The 16,751-nt window shown below is 64.5% G+C and carries 9 protein-coding genes, 1 tRNA gene and 1 riboswitch; of the genes, 6 read left to right on the top strand and 4 right to left on the bottom strand.

The genetic code is table 11. The annotated features are described in order from the left end of the window. Nucleotides 1-21 precede the first annotated feature (21 nt). The 4 genes from ACIQT2_RS18450 to ACIQT2_RS18435 all read left to right on the top strand — a co-directional run bounded on the left by ACIQT2_RS18450 (nucleotide 22) and on the right by ACIQT2_RS18435 (nucleotide 6,407). Nucleotides 22-438, top strand: a complete 417-nt coding sequence (locus ACIQT2_RS18450) for a hypothetical protein (RefSeq protein ID WP_402949319.1) — start codon at nucleotides 22-24, stop codon at nucleotides 436-438. Between the two features lie 120 nt (nucleotides 439-558). Next, nucleotides 559-1,344, top strand: coding sequence for a VOC family protein (locus ACIQT2_RS18445; protein ID WP_402949317.1), 786 nt, complete (start codon nucleotides 559-561; stop codon nucleotides 1,342-1,344). Between the two features lie 175 nt (nucleotides 1,345-1,519). Further along, on the top strand, nucleotides 1,520-1,705 hold the full coding sequence (locus ACIQT2_RS18440) for a hypothetical protein (RefSeq protein ID WP_402949314.1): 186 nt from the start codon (nucleotides 1,520-1,522) through the stop codon (nucleotides 1,703-1,705). A 181-nt stretch (nucleotides 1,706-1,886) separates the two neighbouring features. Then, complete coding sequence (locus ACIQT2_RS18435; protein ID WP_402949311.1) at nucleotides 1,887-6,407, top strand: ExeM/NucH family extracellular endonuclease; 4,521 nt, start codon at nucleotides 1,887-1,889, stop codon at nucleotides 6,405-6,407. Nucleotides 6,408-6,468: 61 nt separating this feature from the next. On the opposite strand, the gene cycA is transcribed toward ACIQT2_RS18435, so the two are convergent. Both cycA and ACIQT2_RS18425 read right to left on the bottom strand, forming a co-directional pair. After that, entirely contained in the window at nucleotides 6,469-7,929 is a 1,461-nt protein-coding gene (gene cycA / locus ACIQT2_RS18430) for a D-serine/D-alanine/glycine transporter (protein WP_402949308.1), read from the bottom strand. A 159-nt stretch (nucleotides 7,930-8,088) separates the two neighbouring features. Further along, a riboswitch (glycine riboswitch) is annotated at nucleotides 8,089-8,188 on the bottom strand. 122 nt (nucleotides 8,189-8,310) lie between these two features. Beyond that, on the bottom strand, nucleotides 8,311-10,257 hold the full coding sequence (locus tag ACIQT2_RS18425; RefSeq protein WP_402949305.1) for an FAD/NAD(P)-binding protein: 1,947 nt from the start codon (nucleotides 10,255-10,257) through the stop codon (nucleotides 8,311-8,313). Between the two features lie 60 nt (nucleotides 10,258-10,317). On the opposite strand from ACIQT2_RS18425, the gene ACIQT2_RS18420 reads away from it, so the two are divergent. Both ACIQT2_RS18420 and ACIQT2_RS18415 read left to right on the top strand, forming a co-directional pair. Further along, the gene (locus ACIQT2_RS18420; protein WP_402949302.1) at nucleotides 10,318-12,552 is read left to right on the top strand and encodes a prolyl oligopeptidase family protein; all 2,235 of its coding nucleotides are present in this window, start codon (nucleotides 10,318-10,320) and stop codon (nucleotides 12,550-12,552) included. A 68-nt stretch (nucleotides 12,553-12,620) separates the two neighbouring features. Further along, nucleotides 12,621-12,709, top strand: a tRNA-Ser gene (locus tag ACIQT2_RS18415). Between the two features lie 59 nt (nucleotides 12,710-12,768). Here the strand turns inward: ACIQT2_RS18415 and ACIQT2_RS18410 are convergent. Both ACIQT2_RS18410 and ACIQT2_RS18405 read right to left on the bottom strand, forming a co-directional pair. After that, nucleotides 12,769-14,202: an MFS transporter gene (locus ACIQT2_RS18410; protein ID WP_402949299.1), complete on the bottom strand. Its 1,434-nt coding sequence runs from the start codon at nucleotides 14,200-14,202 to the stop codon at nucleotides 12,769-12,771. A gap of 178 nt (nucleotides 14,203-14,380) precedes the next feature. Then, nucleotides 14,381-16,546, bottom strand: a complete 2,166-nt coding sequence (locus ACIQT2_RS18405) for a RecQ family ATP-dependent DNA helicase (RefSeq protein WP_402949297.1) — start codon at nucleotides 16,544-16,546, stop codon at nucleotides 14,381-14,383. Nucleotides 16,547-16,751: the final 205 nt, after the last annotated feature.

The following is a 16,751-nucleotide window of genomic DNA, read 5'->3' as shown; positions in this document are numbered from 1 at the left end:
ATTTATTGCACGAGTTGTGGGATGAATCGAGCAAAAATATGGGAAAACGATGCTATGAGACTGCTGAATAACGTGGTTCGGGGCAGACGAACATCGGTCTTGCGCTCGACAGGAAATTCATTCTCTTTTAGGCGAATCTTCGATCTTTCATGGCTGCCCGCGCGCGGCTACCTCACAACCGTTGTGAATGCTGATCTGCTGCTGTCTGATGAGCCCGAGGAAATTGCCCCGTGCCTGCGTCAACTGGACTATTTCGACAGCTACTGGGCTGGATCAATTGGTCTCGGTCAAGAATGGGGCGGCGGTGAAGTGTCGTTCAACACCGTATTTTCGCCTTGGATCCCTTCAGGAGGGCAGACGTTCCAGGCACAGAACAAGCTGCCCTGGCTCCGGAACCGACGCTGCTTGTCTGATTCGGCCTCCTACAGCCCGGTCTGAGAACTGACAACCAAAAGATCGTTGAAAAGTGTCAGAGCCCCCGCATAGTGTTCCTCGTGTCTCCACCACTACACCTTCAGTCGCGGAGCTTGCCGCGGCCTGACTACAGGAGCTGTACACATGCCTACGCCCGATATCACTGCCGGTTCGCCGTGTTGGATCGACCTGATGACCTCCGATACAGAGAAGGCGAAGTCCTTCTACAACGCACTCTTCGGCTGGACCTATGAGACCGGAGACGAAGAGAAGTATGGCGGCTACATCACCGCTTCCAAGGATGGGAAGCTCATAGCCGGCATCATGCAGAAGCGGGAAGACATGGGCTCCATGCCGGACCTCTGGTCCACCTACTTGCGGACGGACGACATCAAAACCACCACAGAAGCCGCTGCCGCGAACGGCGGCCAGGTCTTCATGGAGCCGATGGATGTTCCCGAGCAGGGCAGCATGGCCATGTATGGAGACTCCTCCGGAGCCTCGATCGGAGCATGGCAGTTCGGGGAGATGAAGGGCTACGAACTCGCCGCCGAACCTGGAACGCCCGCATGGCATGAACTCCTGTCAAAGGACTATGAATCCGCAGTGTCGTTCTACCAAAACGTGTTCGGCTGGGAAACGGAGGTCATGAGCGACACTCCGGAGTTCCGCTACACCACGCTGGGCTCCGGAGACAACGCCAAGGCCGGGATCATGGACGCGGCAGATTTCCTTCCCGAGCAGGTGCCGTCCATGTGGAGCGTGTACTTCGCCGTAGAGGACACGGACGCCACGGTTGAGGAGGCGCTGGGACTTGGCGCCACCGTGGTCCAGGAGGCCGAGGACACTCCGTTCGGACGCCTGGCTACGTTGTCGGATCCAACAGGCGCCACGTTCAAGGTCATCCAGGATTTGGGCCAGACCGCTTAGACTCTTGATTTTCGGGTCGTGCCGGCCATCTCCTACCCAAGGATGGCCGGCAGGACCTGCCCACTCCCGGGCTTGGGGGATCGTTCGGCGTGGGCATGGCTTCTGGTCCCCCAATCGTTTGACCGCACCCTTCGAAAAACCAGGCTGTGGTCCTTCTGGGAATGAGGACCGGAAATTGCTTCACCTTTCACAAACTGCCAAGGCTGCCGCCGTGCTCGGCATTGCATCCCTGGCACTCGCTGGATGTTCACTCATCAGCAGCGGCGACGCCAAGCGGGACGAATCCGGCCGCCCCACCGAGACGTCCGGCGGCGAATCCGGTGCTGCCGTCACTGGCACGCTGAAAGGCGCTGCCAAGTAGTTCCTGCCGGTGACCGGGGCCACCCTCCGGCCACCGGCAAGCCACTCCCTATTCATCCGTTCGTGTTCAGCTTTGTCCGAGGCAGCTTTACCCGGGAGTAACTTCCGGCAAACGCCCCTGCACAAGACAGTGGGCGTCGTCCATAGAGCCCTACAGGGCTCCCTGATGAAAGTTAGAGCGGATGCACCATAAGAATTGGAAACTCTTGGCGGGCACGGTCCTGTCGGCGGGGCTCTTAGCGGCCCCGCTGACGGCCGTTCCGGCCTTCGCAGCTGATGATCCCACTCCGGGCACATCACCTGTGGTCATCAATGAGGCCTACTTGAGTGGAGGCAGCAGCGGCGCAGCATTCAAGAACAAGTTCGTTGAGCTGTACAACTCCTCCGACTCACCTGTCAGCCTCGCCGGCTGGTCCTTGCAGTACCGTTCGGCAACGGGAACCGCTGCACCCACCGGCATCACTGCACTGACGGGAAGCATCCCTGCCAAGGGCTACTTCCTGATCCAGGGAGCCACCAACAGCGGCACGTCCACTGCCCCGGCCCTACCGCCGGCTGATGTCCAGGCCACGGGAACGCTGAACCCGGGCGGCACCGCGGGGACACTGATCCTTGCCAAGCAGAGCACTGCGGTGTCGCCGCTGGCTTCGGGCTCCGTGACGGGCAACGCGGCCATCGCGGACCTTCTTGGCTACGGCACGTCCAACACGTTCGAAACCGCAGCCGCAACGGCGCCCACGGGAAACACGGACACCCGGAGCCTGAACCGCACCAACGGCGTTGACACGGACTCCAACGCCGCCGACTTCAGCCTCAGCGCGTCCATCACGCCCACGGCGTCCGGCGGCGGCACCCCGCCCACGGAGCCGGGTAGCGGCACCAAGACCATCGCCGAGATCCAAGGCACCGGCGCGGCCAGCCCGCTGGTCGGCAGCACCGTGACCACGCGCGGCAAGGTGACCGCGGTCTACGCCACCGGCGGCTTCAATGGCTACTACGTCCAGACCCCCGGAACCGGCGGCGACAACGGCGGGGCGGCCAGGACGGCGTCGGACGCTGTGTTCGTCTACTCCCCCACAACGGCTGGTTCGGTACAGCCCGGCGACTACCTGGAACTGACCGGCGTCGTGAGCGAATTCGCGAACCAAACCCAGATCACGGTGGAGGCCCCCGGGCTGAAGAAGCTCACCGAAGCGGCACCGGAAGTGAAGGCATCGCCGTTCGCGCTCCCCGCCAATGAGGCAGCCAGGGAGACGTTCGAGGGCATGCTCGTCGCTCCGCAAGGCACGTTCACCGTGACGGACAACTACTCCCTGAACCAGTACGGCGAAATTGGCCTCGCTGCCGGGACCTCGCCTTTGGTACAGCCGACGGCGGTAGCCGCCTACGGTTCGCCGGAGTACGCGGCGGTGGTGGCTGACAACGCGATGCGCGGCATCAAGCTCGACGACGGCGCGTCCACCAACTTCCTCAAGGACGCCACCACCAAGGCCCAGCAGCTCCCGTATCTGACCACCACCGATCCTGTCCGGGTGGGTTCTCCTGCCACGTTCAAGACCGACGTGATCCTGGGCTACGGCAACAACTCCTGGAAATTCCAGCCACTCACGGCCCTGACCCCGGAGAATGCCGACTCGGTCCAGCCGGCGACGTTCACTGCTTCACGGCCCGAGGGCCCGGCAGATGTTGGCGGCACTCTTAAGCTGGCGTCCTTCAACGTGCTGAACTACTTCCCCACCACCGGTGACCAGCTCAGTGGCTGCGTGTTCTACACGGACCGCGCCGGCAACCCGATCACGGTGAAGGAAGGCTGCAACGCCCGCGGTGCGGCCAACGCAGAGAACCTCCAACGCCAGCAGGACAAGATCGTTGCCGCCATCACCAAGTCCGGCGCAGACGTCGTTTCCCTGGAGGAAATCGAGAACTCGGCGCAGTTCGGCAAGAACCGCGACGACGCCCTGTCCAAGCTGGTTGATGCCCTCAACGCCAAGACGCCCGGGGTGTGGGACTACGTCCGCACTCCTGCGAACGCTCCCCCGCTGGGCGACGAGGACATGATCCGCACGGCATTCATCTACAAGAAGGCCACCGCCGAACCTGTGGGCGAATCCATCATCCACAACGACACCGTGGCTTTCGCCAGTGCGCGCAAGCCCCTGGCGCAGGTCTTCAAGCCGGTAGGTGCGGCCGATGACAAGAAGTTCATCGCGATCGTGAACCACTTCAAGTCGAAGGGCTCCGCGGCCACCCCGGACGACACCGACAAGGGCCAAGGCGCCTCGAACATCGCCCGCACCAAGCAGGCAGAATCGCTGCTGGCCTTCTCGAAGGACCTGCAGGCCAGCAAGGGCACGGACAAGGTCTTCCTGATCGGCGATTTCAACGCCTACGCCAAGGAGGACCCCATCAACGTCCTCACGGGCGCGGGCTACACCGACCTCGAAGCCGGAACCAACAAGCACTCCTATCTCTTCGGCGGAATGGTCGGCTCCCTGGACCACATCCTCGCTTCCCCAGCGGCGCACAAGACCGTGACGGGAACCGACATCTGGAACATCAACTCCGTGGAGTCCGTCGCGTTGGAGTACAGCCGGTATAACAACAATGTGACCAACTACTATGCCGCGGACGAGTTCCGTGCCAGCGACCACGATCCCGTGGTGGTGGGCCTGGACCTGGCACCGGACGCACCGGCAAGCGTTGACCTGCAGTTCCTGGGCATCAACGATTTCCACGGCCGCATCGACTCCAACACGGTGCTCTTCGCAGGGACCGTGGAGAAGCTGCGGGCAGCAGCCGCTCCGGGCGCAACGGCCTTCATCTCGGCCGGCGACAACATCGGAGCGTCGCTCTTCGCTTCTTCTGTGGCGAAGGACCAGCCGACCATCGATGTGCTCAACGCCCTTGAACTGCAGGCTTCCGCAGTTGGCAACCACGAGTTCGACGGCGGGTGGCAGGACTTGCGCGACCGCGTCATTGCCGGTGGCAACAACGCGAAGTTAGCCTACCTTGGCGCCAACGTCTACCAAAAGGGCACCACCACCCCGGTATTGCCGGAGTACAAGGTCCTGGAGATGAACGGCTTGCGGGTTGCCGTGATCGGCACCGTGACGCAGGAAGTTCCGTCGTTGGTGACCCCTGCGGGGATAGCGGACCTGGAATTCGGTGATCCGGTGGAGGCCATCAACCGGGTTGCTGCCAAGATCAAGTCGGAGAACGCTGCGGACCTGATCATCGCGGAAAACCACGACGGCGCCGCCTCCGGAACACCCGAAGGCGCCACCTTGGAGCAGGAAGTCGCAGCCGGCGGCCCGTTCGCCAAGCTCGTGAAGGAGACCTCCCCGGACGTGGCTGCGATCTTCACCGGGCATACCCACAAGGAATATGCCTGGGATGCACCCATCCTGGACTCGAACGGACAGCCCACAGGCAAGACCCGTCCGATCGTGCAGACCGGAAACTACGGCGAGAACGTGGGCAGCGTGACCTTGACCGTGGACACCGCTTCCAAGTCGGTCACGGCGTACAAGGCAACGATCGTGGACCGCACCACGGACACGGCAGAAAGCCTCGTCGCCGCCTACCCGCGCGTCGCCGCCGTCAAGACGATCGTGGACAAAGCCCTGGCCAACGCCGCAGAGATCGGCAACCAGCCGGTGGGCGCGGTGACCGCTGATATCACCACGGCTTTCACCCCGGACCCGGCCGGCGGTGCCCCGAAGCGCGACGACCGCGCGTCCGAATCCACGCTGGGCAACCTCGTGGCGGACTCGCTGGTGGATACGCTTAAGGCTCCTGAACTGGGCGCGGCGGAGATCGGCGTCGTCAATCCCGGTGGGCTGCGCAACGAGCTGTACTACGCCCCGGACGGAACCATTACCTACGCCGAAGCGAACGCAGTACTGCCGTTCGTGAACAACCTCTGGACGACGACGCTCACCGGCGCCCAGTTCAAGACGCTCCTGGAACAGCAGTGGCAGACCAACCCTGATGGCACGGTGCCCAGCCGCCCCTACCAGCAGCTGGGCCTGTCCAAGAACGTCAACTACACCTATGACGCCGCACGCCCCGCGGGTGACCGCATCACCGGCATCTGGGTGGGTGGCGCCGTGATGGACCCGGCCAAGCAGTACCGGATCGGGACGTTCAGCTTCCTTGCCACCGGCGGTGACAACTTCCGGGTGTTCAAGGAAGGCAGCGACACCAAGGACACGGGCCTGGTGGACCGCGACGCCTGGATCAAGTACCTGCAGGCGCACAATCCGGTTTCCCCTGACTTCGCCCGGCGCTCAGTGGCAGTGGCGAACAGCACCGCCGCGGAGGTCAAGGCAGGCGACGCCATCACGCTGGCGGTGTCCAAACTGGACCTGACCTCCATCGGCAGCCCGGCCAACAAGACGCTCAAGGCAGTGTTCATTGATGCCAAGGGGGCCACAGTGGCACTGGGCGACGTCCCCGTTGCCTCCGGTGCAGCAAGCGTCAGCTTCAAGGTTCCCGCGGCAGCAGCCGCAGGTACCGGCACCCTGGTGCTGACCGCCGTCGAAAGTGGCACCACAGTCAAGGCATTGGTCAAGGTGGCAGCGAGCGGTCCGAACCCGCCGCAGTGCACCGCCCCCACCAAACCGTCCAAGTGGTACGACATCGTGGGCTGGCTCCGTTACGCGTTCGCGTGGCTGGAGTACCAGAAGTGCCTGAGGGGCTAAGCACCCTTCAAAGCAGCAAAGGAGCCCCTCACACCCGTGAGGGGCTCCTTTGCTTTGTGGGCTAGTTGCGGACGGGTTCCGGTATCCGCTCAGCGTCCTTCTGCAGCTCGGCACGGAAGTGTTCGTACCGGGCAAGGTGGGTGGGCCGCTTGCGGAGGATGGCCCACGCAACGCCCAAGGCCAGGAACCAGACCGGAGTCACGAGCAACGCCATGAGTGTGTCAGGTTGGGTGGTCAAAGCCCAGAGGATGAACGCGAAGAACGCGAACACCACCCACACCATCGCCACGCCACCGGGCATCTTGAATTTCGAGGAGTCGTGCAGCTGCGGCCGGCGCTTCCGGAACGCCAGGTAGCTGGCCAGGATGATCGACCAGACGAACACGAAGCAGACGGCGGACACGGTGGTCACCATGTCGAACGCCTTGCCGACGTCCTGGCCGGCGTACATGAGCACGACGCCGGACAGCAACAGGACGCAGGAAAGGAACAGGGCGTTGCGGGGTACTTTGCGTCCGGACAGCGCGCTGAAGACGGCGGGCGCGTCGCCTTCCTGTGCCAGGCCATAGACCATGCGGGAAGTGGAGTAGATGCCGGAGTTGGCCGAAGACATCGCCGAGCTCAGCACCACCAGGTTGACGATGGTGGCTGCGGCACCGAGCCCCGCCAGGGAGAACATGGCAATGAAGGGGCTGTGGCCGGCGGCAAACTGGGTCCACGGCGTGACGGACATCAGGATGATGAGGGCACCAACGTAGAAGAGCAGCACGCGGATGGGGATGGAGTTGATGGCCTTGGGCAGGTTCTTCTCGGGGTCCTTGGCTTCAGCGGCCGTGGTGCCTACCAGTTCGATGCCAACGAACGCGAAGACGGCGATCTGGAAGCCGGCAACGAAGCCCATGAATTCGTTGGGGAAGAAGCCGCCGTGGAACCAGAGGTTGGTGAAGCTGGCGGGACCGGCGTCGGATTGGAAGCCGCTGAAGATCATGAAAAGACCCACGATGATGAGCGCCGCGATGGCCACGATCTTGATGAGGGCGAACCAGAATTCCGTCTCCCCAAAGGCCTTCACGGTGGCCAGGTTGAGGAGCAGGAGGATGCCGATGGTGATGAGCCCCGGAATCCAGAGGGGCAGGCCGGGCCAGAGTTCCTTGGAGTAGCCCGCAATGGCGATCACGTCCGCGATGCCGGTGATGACCCAGCAGAACCAGTAGGTCCAGCCGGTGAAGAAGCCTGCCCAGGGACCCAGGAGGTCGGCGGCGAAGTCACTGAAGGACTTGTAGTTCAGGTTGCTCAGCAGCAGTTCGCCCATGGCCCGCATGACGAAGAACAGCATGAAGCCGATGATCATATAGACGAAAATGACCGACGGTCCGGCCGCGGAAATAGTCTTGCCGGAGCCCATGAAGAGGCCCGTTCCAATGGCACCGCCAATCGCGATGAGCTGGATGTGGCGGTTGCTGAGCTGGCGTTCGAGGTGGGGTTCTTGGCTGGAATCTGTTGGCGGGCGCTGAATCGTCATGAGGAACTCCATTGTTCAGGCGGTACCTTGTGGGTACCACGATGATTCGGGTTCCTCCCCGCTCTGTCATTGACCTGAGAGTTTCCGCGCTCTGCGCGCACGCAGCACCGCTTGCACCTTCGGTGAGTCCGGGAATCCCGGACTGCTTTCCAGAGTTGCCTCGCCGCGGCGGTACAGGGTGCCTGAGAGATTCCTGGGGAGGGTTTGCTCCTACGGCGCCTGACGGGATGTACCGGCAGGACTCTCCCGCCACGGATCACTAGCGCGCACCACCTGGCCGGTGATGCAGCTCACACAGTAGCGAAGGCGTGGTGGTTCACGCAAGCGCCCCGGGTCAAACCCTGGTTCGAGCCCTGCCAAAGCCCGCGTCCGCGGCGCGCATCAGAGCTCCAGGATGCTGCGGGCGATCTCGTCGGCATCGCGCAGGGTCCGTTGCCCGCTCCTGTATGCCCTGCCCTTGGTGGGCCGTGCCTCGGCCGCGATCGCGGTTCCCCACTGCGTGGCGGACAACTGAAGGCTCAGCACGTACAGCCCCCGGGTCACTGAACCGTTCGCCGCCACCGGACGGTAAGGATGCGGTTCAACGTCCAGGCCTGTGGTCTGCACCGGAGTTCCCTCGACGCTCATCATGATCTTGGTACGGACCAAACCGTCGTCCAGCAGTTGCTCCAGGAGCGGCGAGATGTTCATGCCCACACGGTTCGCGGGCGACATCGCCTCGATCAGCGTCCGTGCCTGCGCCGGCACGTCGCGGACCCACGGCGAGAATGCGCGGAACACCTTGGCGTTCCGATCCACGCTGAACTTGGGGTCGGGTCCCACGAAACTCACGACGCCGGCACGCGCCAATGCTGCCAACTGTTCCGACCGCAGCGCCGGAGGACCGCTGGCCAACCCCTCCACGAACGATTCGAACCAGCCCCGCAACTCGGCCACCCACGATTCGTCCGTGATGCCGCCGTCGGCCACTACTGTCTTGAGGATCGCCCGGCCGGTGTGCAGGGCACCGATGGCCATCTTCACGGGGTCGGATTCGCCGAGGGCGGAGCGCCGTGCGTCGTCGTCGAGGTAGGCCGTAATGGCTTTGTCCAGCTCCTTGCGTGAGGCAAAGGTCCGGCCGGCCAAGGGTGCTGCAAGCCCCTTCAGGTTCAGCCGGCGGGAGGCCACCACGTGCTTTTCCACGAGCGCACCCACGGCGCTTTCCCAGTTGCCCGTTGCGTGGGCGTGGGGCTGCAAGGCATCCTCCAGGTCCGCGAGGAACTGCGCCGGGTCCCGGATCGCCGCTGGTTGCGATCCCGCCAGCGTGGCGTAGTAGGCCCAGAGGGCGTCGCGGTGCAGGAGCGGCCAGAGGTCGTGATCGAAGCCCGGCTGGATGCCAGCGGTCTTGAAGCGGTCCATGGCGGCCTCGGTGAGGTACCGCAGCGTGATGCTCGTGGCGTAGTAGCCGGACAGCCCGGCCTTGGCGCGGTACGGGGTGCCCCTTCGTGAGGCAGCAATGATCTTCGGCTCGCGGCCGGACGGCCGGTATTCGAGCGTACCGGTCCCCGGAGCCACGGAGTCGACGAATTTGCCCCCGCGGCCTTCCGTCAGCTGCCCCATGACGTCGAAGAAATTCAGTCCCATGCCGCGGACCAGCACCGGCTCGTTGTCCGGTACGCGTGTCCAGTCCACATCGGCCGGAGGAGCAGGCGGGAAGTAGAGCAGGCCCTGTTCCCGCGCGGCGGTTTCGAAGGAGCGCTGCTCGGGATTCAGCCGGGATTCGATGTGCCCCAGCGCGAGGACCACCGAACCGACCGTGAGGCTGCCGCCGTCGGCCAGTTCGACGTCGAACATGTCACCGGCCGGCCGCGCCGCAATGGCGGTGGTTTCATGGAAGGTGACCTCGACGCCGTCGGGCAGCCGCTGCAGCAGCTCCGCGAGGGTCTGGCGCAAATAGCGTCCGTAGATGGCGCGGCTGGGGAAGTTGTCCGACTCGAGGGTGGCCAGTTCCGCCTTCTCGGCCTGGTTCAGCCCCTGGCCATCACGACGCCGGGTGACTCGCCATTCGTCGAAGGACGTCCCCGCCAAGGGCGGTGCGAGTTCGGGATCCTCGGGAATGAGCGTCGGATAGAACGACTGGGTGTTCATCAGGTACAGCCGCGACTGGTCCGGCTGCCACACGTGGCCCGAACCGGCCGGGTAAGGATCAATGACGTGGATGTGGAGCGTTGCGGTCACATTCGCCTCGTCCGTGGTGGCGGCCCAGTTGGCGAGCAGCCGCTCAAGCACACTGGTACCCCGGGGGCCCGCCCCCACCAGGGCAACACGGATGATTTGCGATTTAGCCACGCTCAAGCCTAACGTCCGTGTGACTTGCTTCCCCGTGAAAAGAGTTGCTTGGATGGGGCGATGACCACCACAGAAGCTGATCAGACGCCACTCCCCGACGACCCCCCCGCTACCGGACCCCGCCACGCCGCCGATGTGGCAGCGGAACCGACGGATGAGAATGTCTGGCTGGAAGACATCCACGGCGAAGAGCAGCTGGCCTGGGTCCGCGAGCAAAACGCCCGCACGGAGGACCTCCTGGAAGACGCCGACTACGCCGCCGTGGAGGCCGGAATCCTCGAAGTCCTGGACTCCACCGACCGGATCGCCATGGTGAACAAGCGGGGCGACTTCTACTACAACTTCTGGAAGGACCGGGAGCACCCCAAGGGCCTCTGGCGCCGCACCACGTGGGAAAGCTACCTTTTGTCCGAACCCGTTTGGGACGTGCTGCTGGACGTCGACGCCCTCGCCAAGGCCGAGGGGATCGAGTGGGTCTTCCACGGTGCCGGTTTCCTGCGTCCCGCGCCCGGCGCCGAGTACCGTCTGGCGATGGTTTCGCTCTCCCCCGACGGCGGCGACGCCAACCGGTACCGCGAGTTCGACGTCGAGACCCGCACCTTTGTGGACCCTGCCGCGGGCGGCTTCGACGTGCCAACCGCAAAGGGCAACGTCAGCTGGCTCGATGCCGATACGCTGCTCGTTTCCAGCACGGCGGACGGCCTTCCGGCGACGTCGTCCTCCTACGCCCGCACGGCGGTCCAGCTTCGCCGGGGGCAGTCGTTGGCCTCTGCGAAGCAGGTCTTCGAAATCCCCGAAGACCACATGCTCGCCATGGTGGCCCACGACGCCACTCCGGGCTACGAGCGGACCTTCGCAGTGGACTACATCGACTTCTACAACCGGAGCACGTGGCTGCTCCGCGACGATTCGTGGGTGGCCATCGAGGTACCCACGGACGTGAACATCAGCGCACACCGGGAATGGTTGATGTTCCGGCCCCAGAAGGACTGGTCCTTGGCCGATGTTGTCTATCCCGCAGGCTCGCTCCTGGCAGCCGACCTGGACGCGTGGCTCGCCGGATCGCGCGAGGTCGTTGTGCTGTTTACCCCGGACCAACACACGTCCCTCCAGTCCTGGAGCTGGACCCGGGACTACCTCCTGCTGAACCTGCTGCACGACGTTTCCTCCGAAATCCGTGTGCTGGACCCCACCCGTCTCGATTCTGCGGGGTCCTGGGCCTCCAGCACCCTGGATGCCTGCCCGCCCCTCCACGATGTCAACGCCTACGCCGTGGATGACGAGGATGAATCCGGCGCCGGCAACGACTATTGGCTGGTCGCCACCGGCTTCACCACGCCCACCACGCTCACCCGGGGGACCCTGGAACCCGGGGAAGCCGTGTACTCCCTGGACTCCGGGCGCACCGGGGGCGTCAACAGCCACCACGAAGAGGTGAAACGGTCGCCGTCGTTCTTCAACGAAGCCGGGTACGAGGTCCAGCAGCACTTCGCCACCTCCGCTGATGGCACCCGCGTGCCCTACTTCCAGGTGGCCTCAAAGGACCTGGTCCTGGACGGCCAAAATCCTACGCAGCTCTCCGGTTATGGCGGGTTCGAAGTGTCCCGCACCCCTGCCTACAGCGGTACGGTTGGCCGTGCCTGGTTGGAGCGCCGCACCACCGGGCCGGATTCGCAGGCCCGGGGTGGCGTGTACGTGGTGGCCAACATCCGTGGCGGCGGCGAATACGGGCCCTCCTGGCATCGCGCTGCACTCCAGGAAAACCGTCACCGTGCCTACGAAGACTTCGCTGCCGTCGCCCGGGACCTGATCTCCCGTGGAGTCACCAGCCGGAAGCGCCTCGGCTGCGTGGGCGGTTCCAACGGCGGGCTGCTGGTAGGCAACATGCTCACCCAGTACCCGGAGTTGTTCGGCGCGGTGTCCTGCGGAGTGCCGTTGCTGGACATGCGCCGCTACTCCAAGCTCTCCGCCGGGTACTCCTGGATTGCCGAATACGGCGACCCGGATGTTCCCGGGCAGTGGGAGTTCATCCGAACCTTCTCGCCGTACCACTTGTTGCACGACGGCGTGGAGTACCCGGAGACCTTCATCTGGACCGCCACGTCCGACGACCGCGTGGGCCCCGTCCAGGCCCGCAAGATGGCAGCCCGCATGCAGGCCATGGGCATACGCAACGTGTGGTTCCACGAAGCCTTGGAAGGCGGGCACGCCGGAGCCTCGGACAACCGGCAAGCCGCGGCCCTCCAAGCCCGGAGCAACCATTTCCTGTGGAGGGCGCTGGCCGGAATCAACTGACGCTCCTGGCCTGTTTTGCACTGGGCCGCTGGTTCTGCGTATCCTTGGTGGGCTAGCAATAGCGGATTGGAGACGTGCCAGAGCGGCCGAATGGACTTCACTGCTAATGAAGGGTCGGGGTTAAACTCGACCGGGGGTTCAAATCCCCCCGTCTCCGCGAATTGGTCCCGGTTTTTGAACCGGGACCTTTTGCGTTTAACGCTGGGCTTCGCGGACCTACCGCTTGGAAGCCCCTGCGCTGACCTCGGCTCCCGCGTGGCGGTGCAGTGTCAGGCTGTCGATGGTGCTGACCAGCATCAGGACGGCCATCGCCAGGAACGCCCCCTTGTAGGCGGTCACATGGTCGGCGCCGAAAAGGTGGGTGGCGTCGAACATTCGGAGGAACAGCGCTCCGACGGCGATTCCCGCTCCCGCCGCCAGTTGGACCAAGGTGGCTGAAATGGCGTTGGCGGAGGGCAATTGTTCGGGAACGATGTCCGCGTACTGGACGGAGGCGTAGGCGGAAAATCCGATGGATCGGAAGGCACCGCTCAGGAGCAGGAGTCCAAAGATGACCGGCTCGGGTGTCTGGGCGGTAAGGAACGCGCACAGGGCAAACGTCACCGCCGATGCGAGGGAAGCGAAAACCAGCATCGTCTTGAATCCGAAACGCCGGATAAGCGGCGTGGTGGCGGGTTTAATGCCGATGTTGCCCACGAAAACGGCTGCCACCATGACGCCGGCCTTCAGCGGATCCCAGCCGAAACCGTCCTGGAACATGAGGGGCAGGAGGAATGGCACAGAGCTGATCGTCAGGCGGTAAATGAAGCCGCCCGTTGAGGTAGCGCGGAACGTCCTGGTCCCGAACACGTTCAGGTCGAACAGTGGGACCTTGGCCATCGCCATCCACCAGACGGCACCTGCCAGCGACAAGACGCCCGCAGCAACCACGACGGCGGCAACCGACCCGGGCGCGTGGCCACCCAGCGTTTCCAGCCCCACGACCAAGGCCCCGACGCCGAGCGTGGTCAGCAGCAGCCCGAACCAGTCCAGCCTGCGTTTGCCGTCCCCGGCGGTCTTCGGCACAAGCCGCAACGCCGCAATGAAGGCTGCGAGGCCCAGCGGAACGTTGATGATGAAGATCCAGTGCCAGGACAGGAACGTGGTCAGCGCCCCTCCCACCATGGGGGCCAGGACCGGTGCCAGGAGTCCGGGCCACACGAGGAAGGCCGTAGCCCGGAGGAGTTCGGATTTCGGCGTTCCCCGCAGCACCACCAAGGTGCCTACGGGAACCATCATGGCCCCACCCGCGCCCTGGGCCACACGGCTCAGCGTGAGCATGGTCAGGTCCTGGCTGATGGCGCAGAGCAGCGACGCCACGGTGAAGACAGCGATGGCCAGGCAAAATACCCTGCGTGCCCCCAGCCGTTCGGCCAGCCAACTGCTGAGGGGAATACCCATGGCCACTGTCACGAGGTAAGCCGTCATGGTGATGTTGACATCCGCGGCCGGGACCCTGAAATCGGAAGCGATGCTGGGAACGGCCGTGGTGAGGATGGTGCCGTCGAGGAACTCCATGAAGAACGTTGCGGCCACCAGCAGCGCCAACCTCGGCTGCCATGTACTCTCCGTGGCGGTGGCAGCGTCGGTCTGGTTCGAATCTGTGGTCATTGCTCCGGTCCGAAGTCAGGATGGACGGCCCATGCGGGGCTATCTTGCGTGTTTCATCGATCCTATAGAGACAATGTGGGAGCGATCACAAAATGACACAGCCTTACGTCCCAGGACGTTGCCCGTCACTCGCAGTTCCGCCGCTGTGGGCCGCGACAGCCGTGCCCGGGGAGGCGTTCTACCCAGCCTGCGCCAACGCCAGCGGAAGGACCGGCCCTGCACCGGCCAGCCGCAGGGCCCGGGCGGCCACGGTCATGGTCCAGCGGCTGTCAACGAGGTCATCCACCAGAAGCACTGGTTGCCCAGCGGTTCCGGCGAGCGCTTGGCCCAGTTCCGGTCCCACCACCAGCCGGTCCCAAACTCCTGCAAGCCGGTAGGCACTGTTGCCTCCGCGGGACCCCGTGGGTCCGCCGTGCTGGGGCTGCAGGGACCCCAGGTAGGGCATGCGGCCGATCCCGGCGATTCCCCGGGCCAAGGAGTCCACCAACTGCGGCTTGCTCCTGGAAGGGAGGCTCACCACGGCAGCAGGCCGGCCCACCCCGCTCCAGGCAGTTCCACCGTCTGCGCCCGACCACTCGCGCAGGACCTGCACGCAGGCCTGGAGCATGGCCGGGTCCACCTCACGGTCAGCAGCTCCTGCCGCGAAGAGCTCGCGAAGCGCACCGCCCCAGCCCAAGTCCGTGAGACGGGCCTGCACACGCCCTTCAGCGATGCCCTCGTCCGGCTTGATCTTTCCCTTGACCGGAACGCCCAACCGGTCCATCCCGGACGGCCACTGCAGGCGGGGTTCCACAGCGATGCCCACCCTGCGCAGTGTCTGTCCTGCGGCGTCCACCGCGGCCGCGGCAATATCGTCCGGGAACCAGCGCCCGGCGCAATTGTCGCAGCGTCCGCACGGTGCTGCGGTCTCGTCGTCGAGCACGGAGGTGATGTACTCCATGCGGCACCCTGAGGTGTCCTGGTAAATGATCATGGAGTCCTGCTCGTCCACCCGGGCCTCGGCAATACGCGAGTATCGCTCGGCGTCATAGACCCACGGCTGGCCGGTGGACCGCCATCCTCCGCCCACGCGCTCCACGGCGCCGTCCACGGCAAGGACCTTGAGCAACAACTCAAGTGGTGTCCGGCGCAGGTCCACGCGGGCTTCCAGTGCAACTGTGGACAGTGCAGACCCTGCATCCGCGAGGACGTCCAGTACGGCCGCGGCCTTTTCCGCGGAGGGCATGGAGGCCGTGGCGAAGTACTGCCAGATTTCACGGTCCTCGGAGCCCGGGAGCAGGAGGACATCGGCGTTGGCTGCCCCACGTCCAGCACGGCCCACTTGCTGGTAGTACGCCACCGGCGAGGACGGCGCCCCCAGGTGGATAACGAATCCGAGGTCAGGCTTGTCGAAGCCCATGCCCAACGCGGACGTGGCAACGAGGGCCTTGACCTGGTTGTCCTTCAGGAGCTGCTCGGCGCGCTCCCGTTCGGCGGGATCCGTCCTGCCCGTATAGGACAAGACGTTGTGCCCGGCTTCGGCGAGCAGCCTCGCGGTGTCCTCGGCCGCCGAGACTGTGAGCGTGTAGATGATTCCACTGCCAGGCAGGTCTGCTAGGTGGGTCAGCAACCAGCCAAGCCTGTCCCGGGAGTTCTCAAGATTCAGGACGCCCAGCCGCAGGGATTCCCTGCCCAGTGCACCCCTGATGGTCAGGACACCTTCCCCGAGTTGTTCTTCGATGTCATGGACCACGCGGGAGTTGGCCGTGGCGGTAGTGGCCAGCACGGGCACACTCTGCGGTAGCTGGGCGATCAGGTCCGCGATCCGCCGGTAGTCGGGCCTGAAGTCGTGCCCCCAGTCCGAAATACAGTGGGCCTCATCGATCACCAGCAGGCCGGTGCGCCTGATCAGTTCAGGAAGCTGGTTCTCCCGGAAGGAGGGGTTGGTGAGCCGTTCCGGGGACACCAACAAGACGTCAACGTCGTCGGCCGCGAGCTGTTCCAGCACGGAGTCCCACTCCAGGGCATTGGCCGAGTTGATGGCCACCGCCCGCACACCGGCTCTCGCAGCCGCCGCAACCTGGTCCCGCATGAGGGCAAGCAGTGGCGAGACGATCAGCGTGGGGCCAGCACCGCGCCTGCGCAGCAACAGGGAGGAGACGAAGTAGACCGCCGATTTCCCCCAACCCGTGCGCTGGACCACCAATGCCCGCCTCCCGCCGTCCACCAAGGCCTCGATGGCCTCAAACTGGCCGTCGTGGAACTCCGCCTCCGGGTGCCCCACGAGTTCACGGAGGCAGGCGAGGGCCTGCTCACGGGTAGGTGTTTGCACGGAAACAGAGGGAATGTGGGGGTAGGAGGCCATGTACCCCAGTATTGCAGCCGGCCCTGACAGCCAGGACCCCGACGACGGGCTATGTGGACAACGTCTATCCACATGTACCCTGCGCCGGTTCATGCCCATTTGCACTGCCGCAGTAGGATTGAGCGCGTGACTAGCGAGCAGAACAAGACTTTCGACCTCTCGGCTTCCTTCAAGGCGTACGACGTCCGGGGCATCGTGGGGGAAT

Origin of the sequence: Paenarthrobacter sp. NPDC090522, assembly GCF_044769225.1 — a bacterium.
In the GTDB taxonomy this organism is placed as follows: domain Bacteria; phylum Actinomycetota; class Actinomycetes; order Actinomycetales; family Micrococcaceae; genus Arthrobacter.
Note: the sequence above shows the minus strand (reverse complement) of the source record. Positions and strands in the feature narration are given on the sequence as shown.

Excerpts from the sequence above, each read along its gene's own strand:
- ACIQT2_RS18450 (WP_402949319.1), top strand. The coding sequence starts at position 22 with ATGAATCGAGCAAAAATATGGGAAAACGATGCTATGAGACTGCTGAAT.
- ACIQT2_RS18445 (WP_402949317.1), top strand. The coding sequence starts at position 559 with ATGCCTACGCCCGATATCACTGCCGGTTCGCCGTGTTGGATCGACCTG.
- ACIQT2_RS18435 (WP_402949311.1), top strand. The coding sequence starts at position 1,887 with ATGCACCATAAGAATTGGAAACTCTTGGCGGGCACGGTCCTGTCGGCG.
- cycA (WP_402949308.1), bottom strand. The coding sequence starts at position 7,929 with ATGACGATTCAGCGCCCGCCAACAGATTCCAGCCAAGAACCCCACCTC.
- ACIQT2_RS18420 (WP_402949302.1), top strand. The coding sequence starts at position 10,318 with ATGACCACCACAGAAGCTGATCAGACGCCACTCCCCGACGACCCCCCC.
- ACIQT2_RS18410 (WP_402949299.1), bottom strand. The coding sequence starts at position 14,202 with ATGACCACAGATTCGAACCAGACCGACGCTGCCACCGCCACGGAGAGT.
- ACIQT2_RS18405 (WP_402949297.1), bottom strand. The coding sequence starts at position 16,546 with ATGGCCTCCTACCCCCACATTCCCTCTGTTTCCGTGCAAACACCTACC.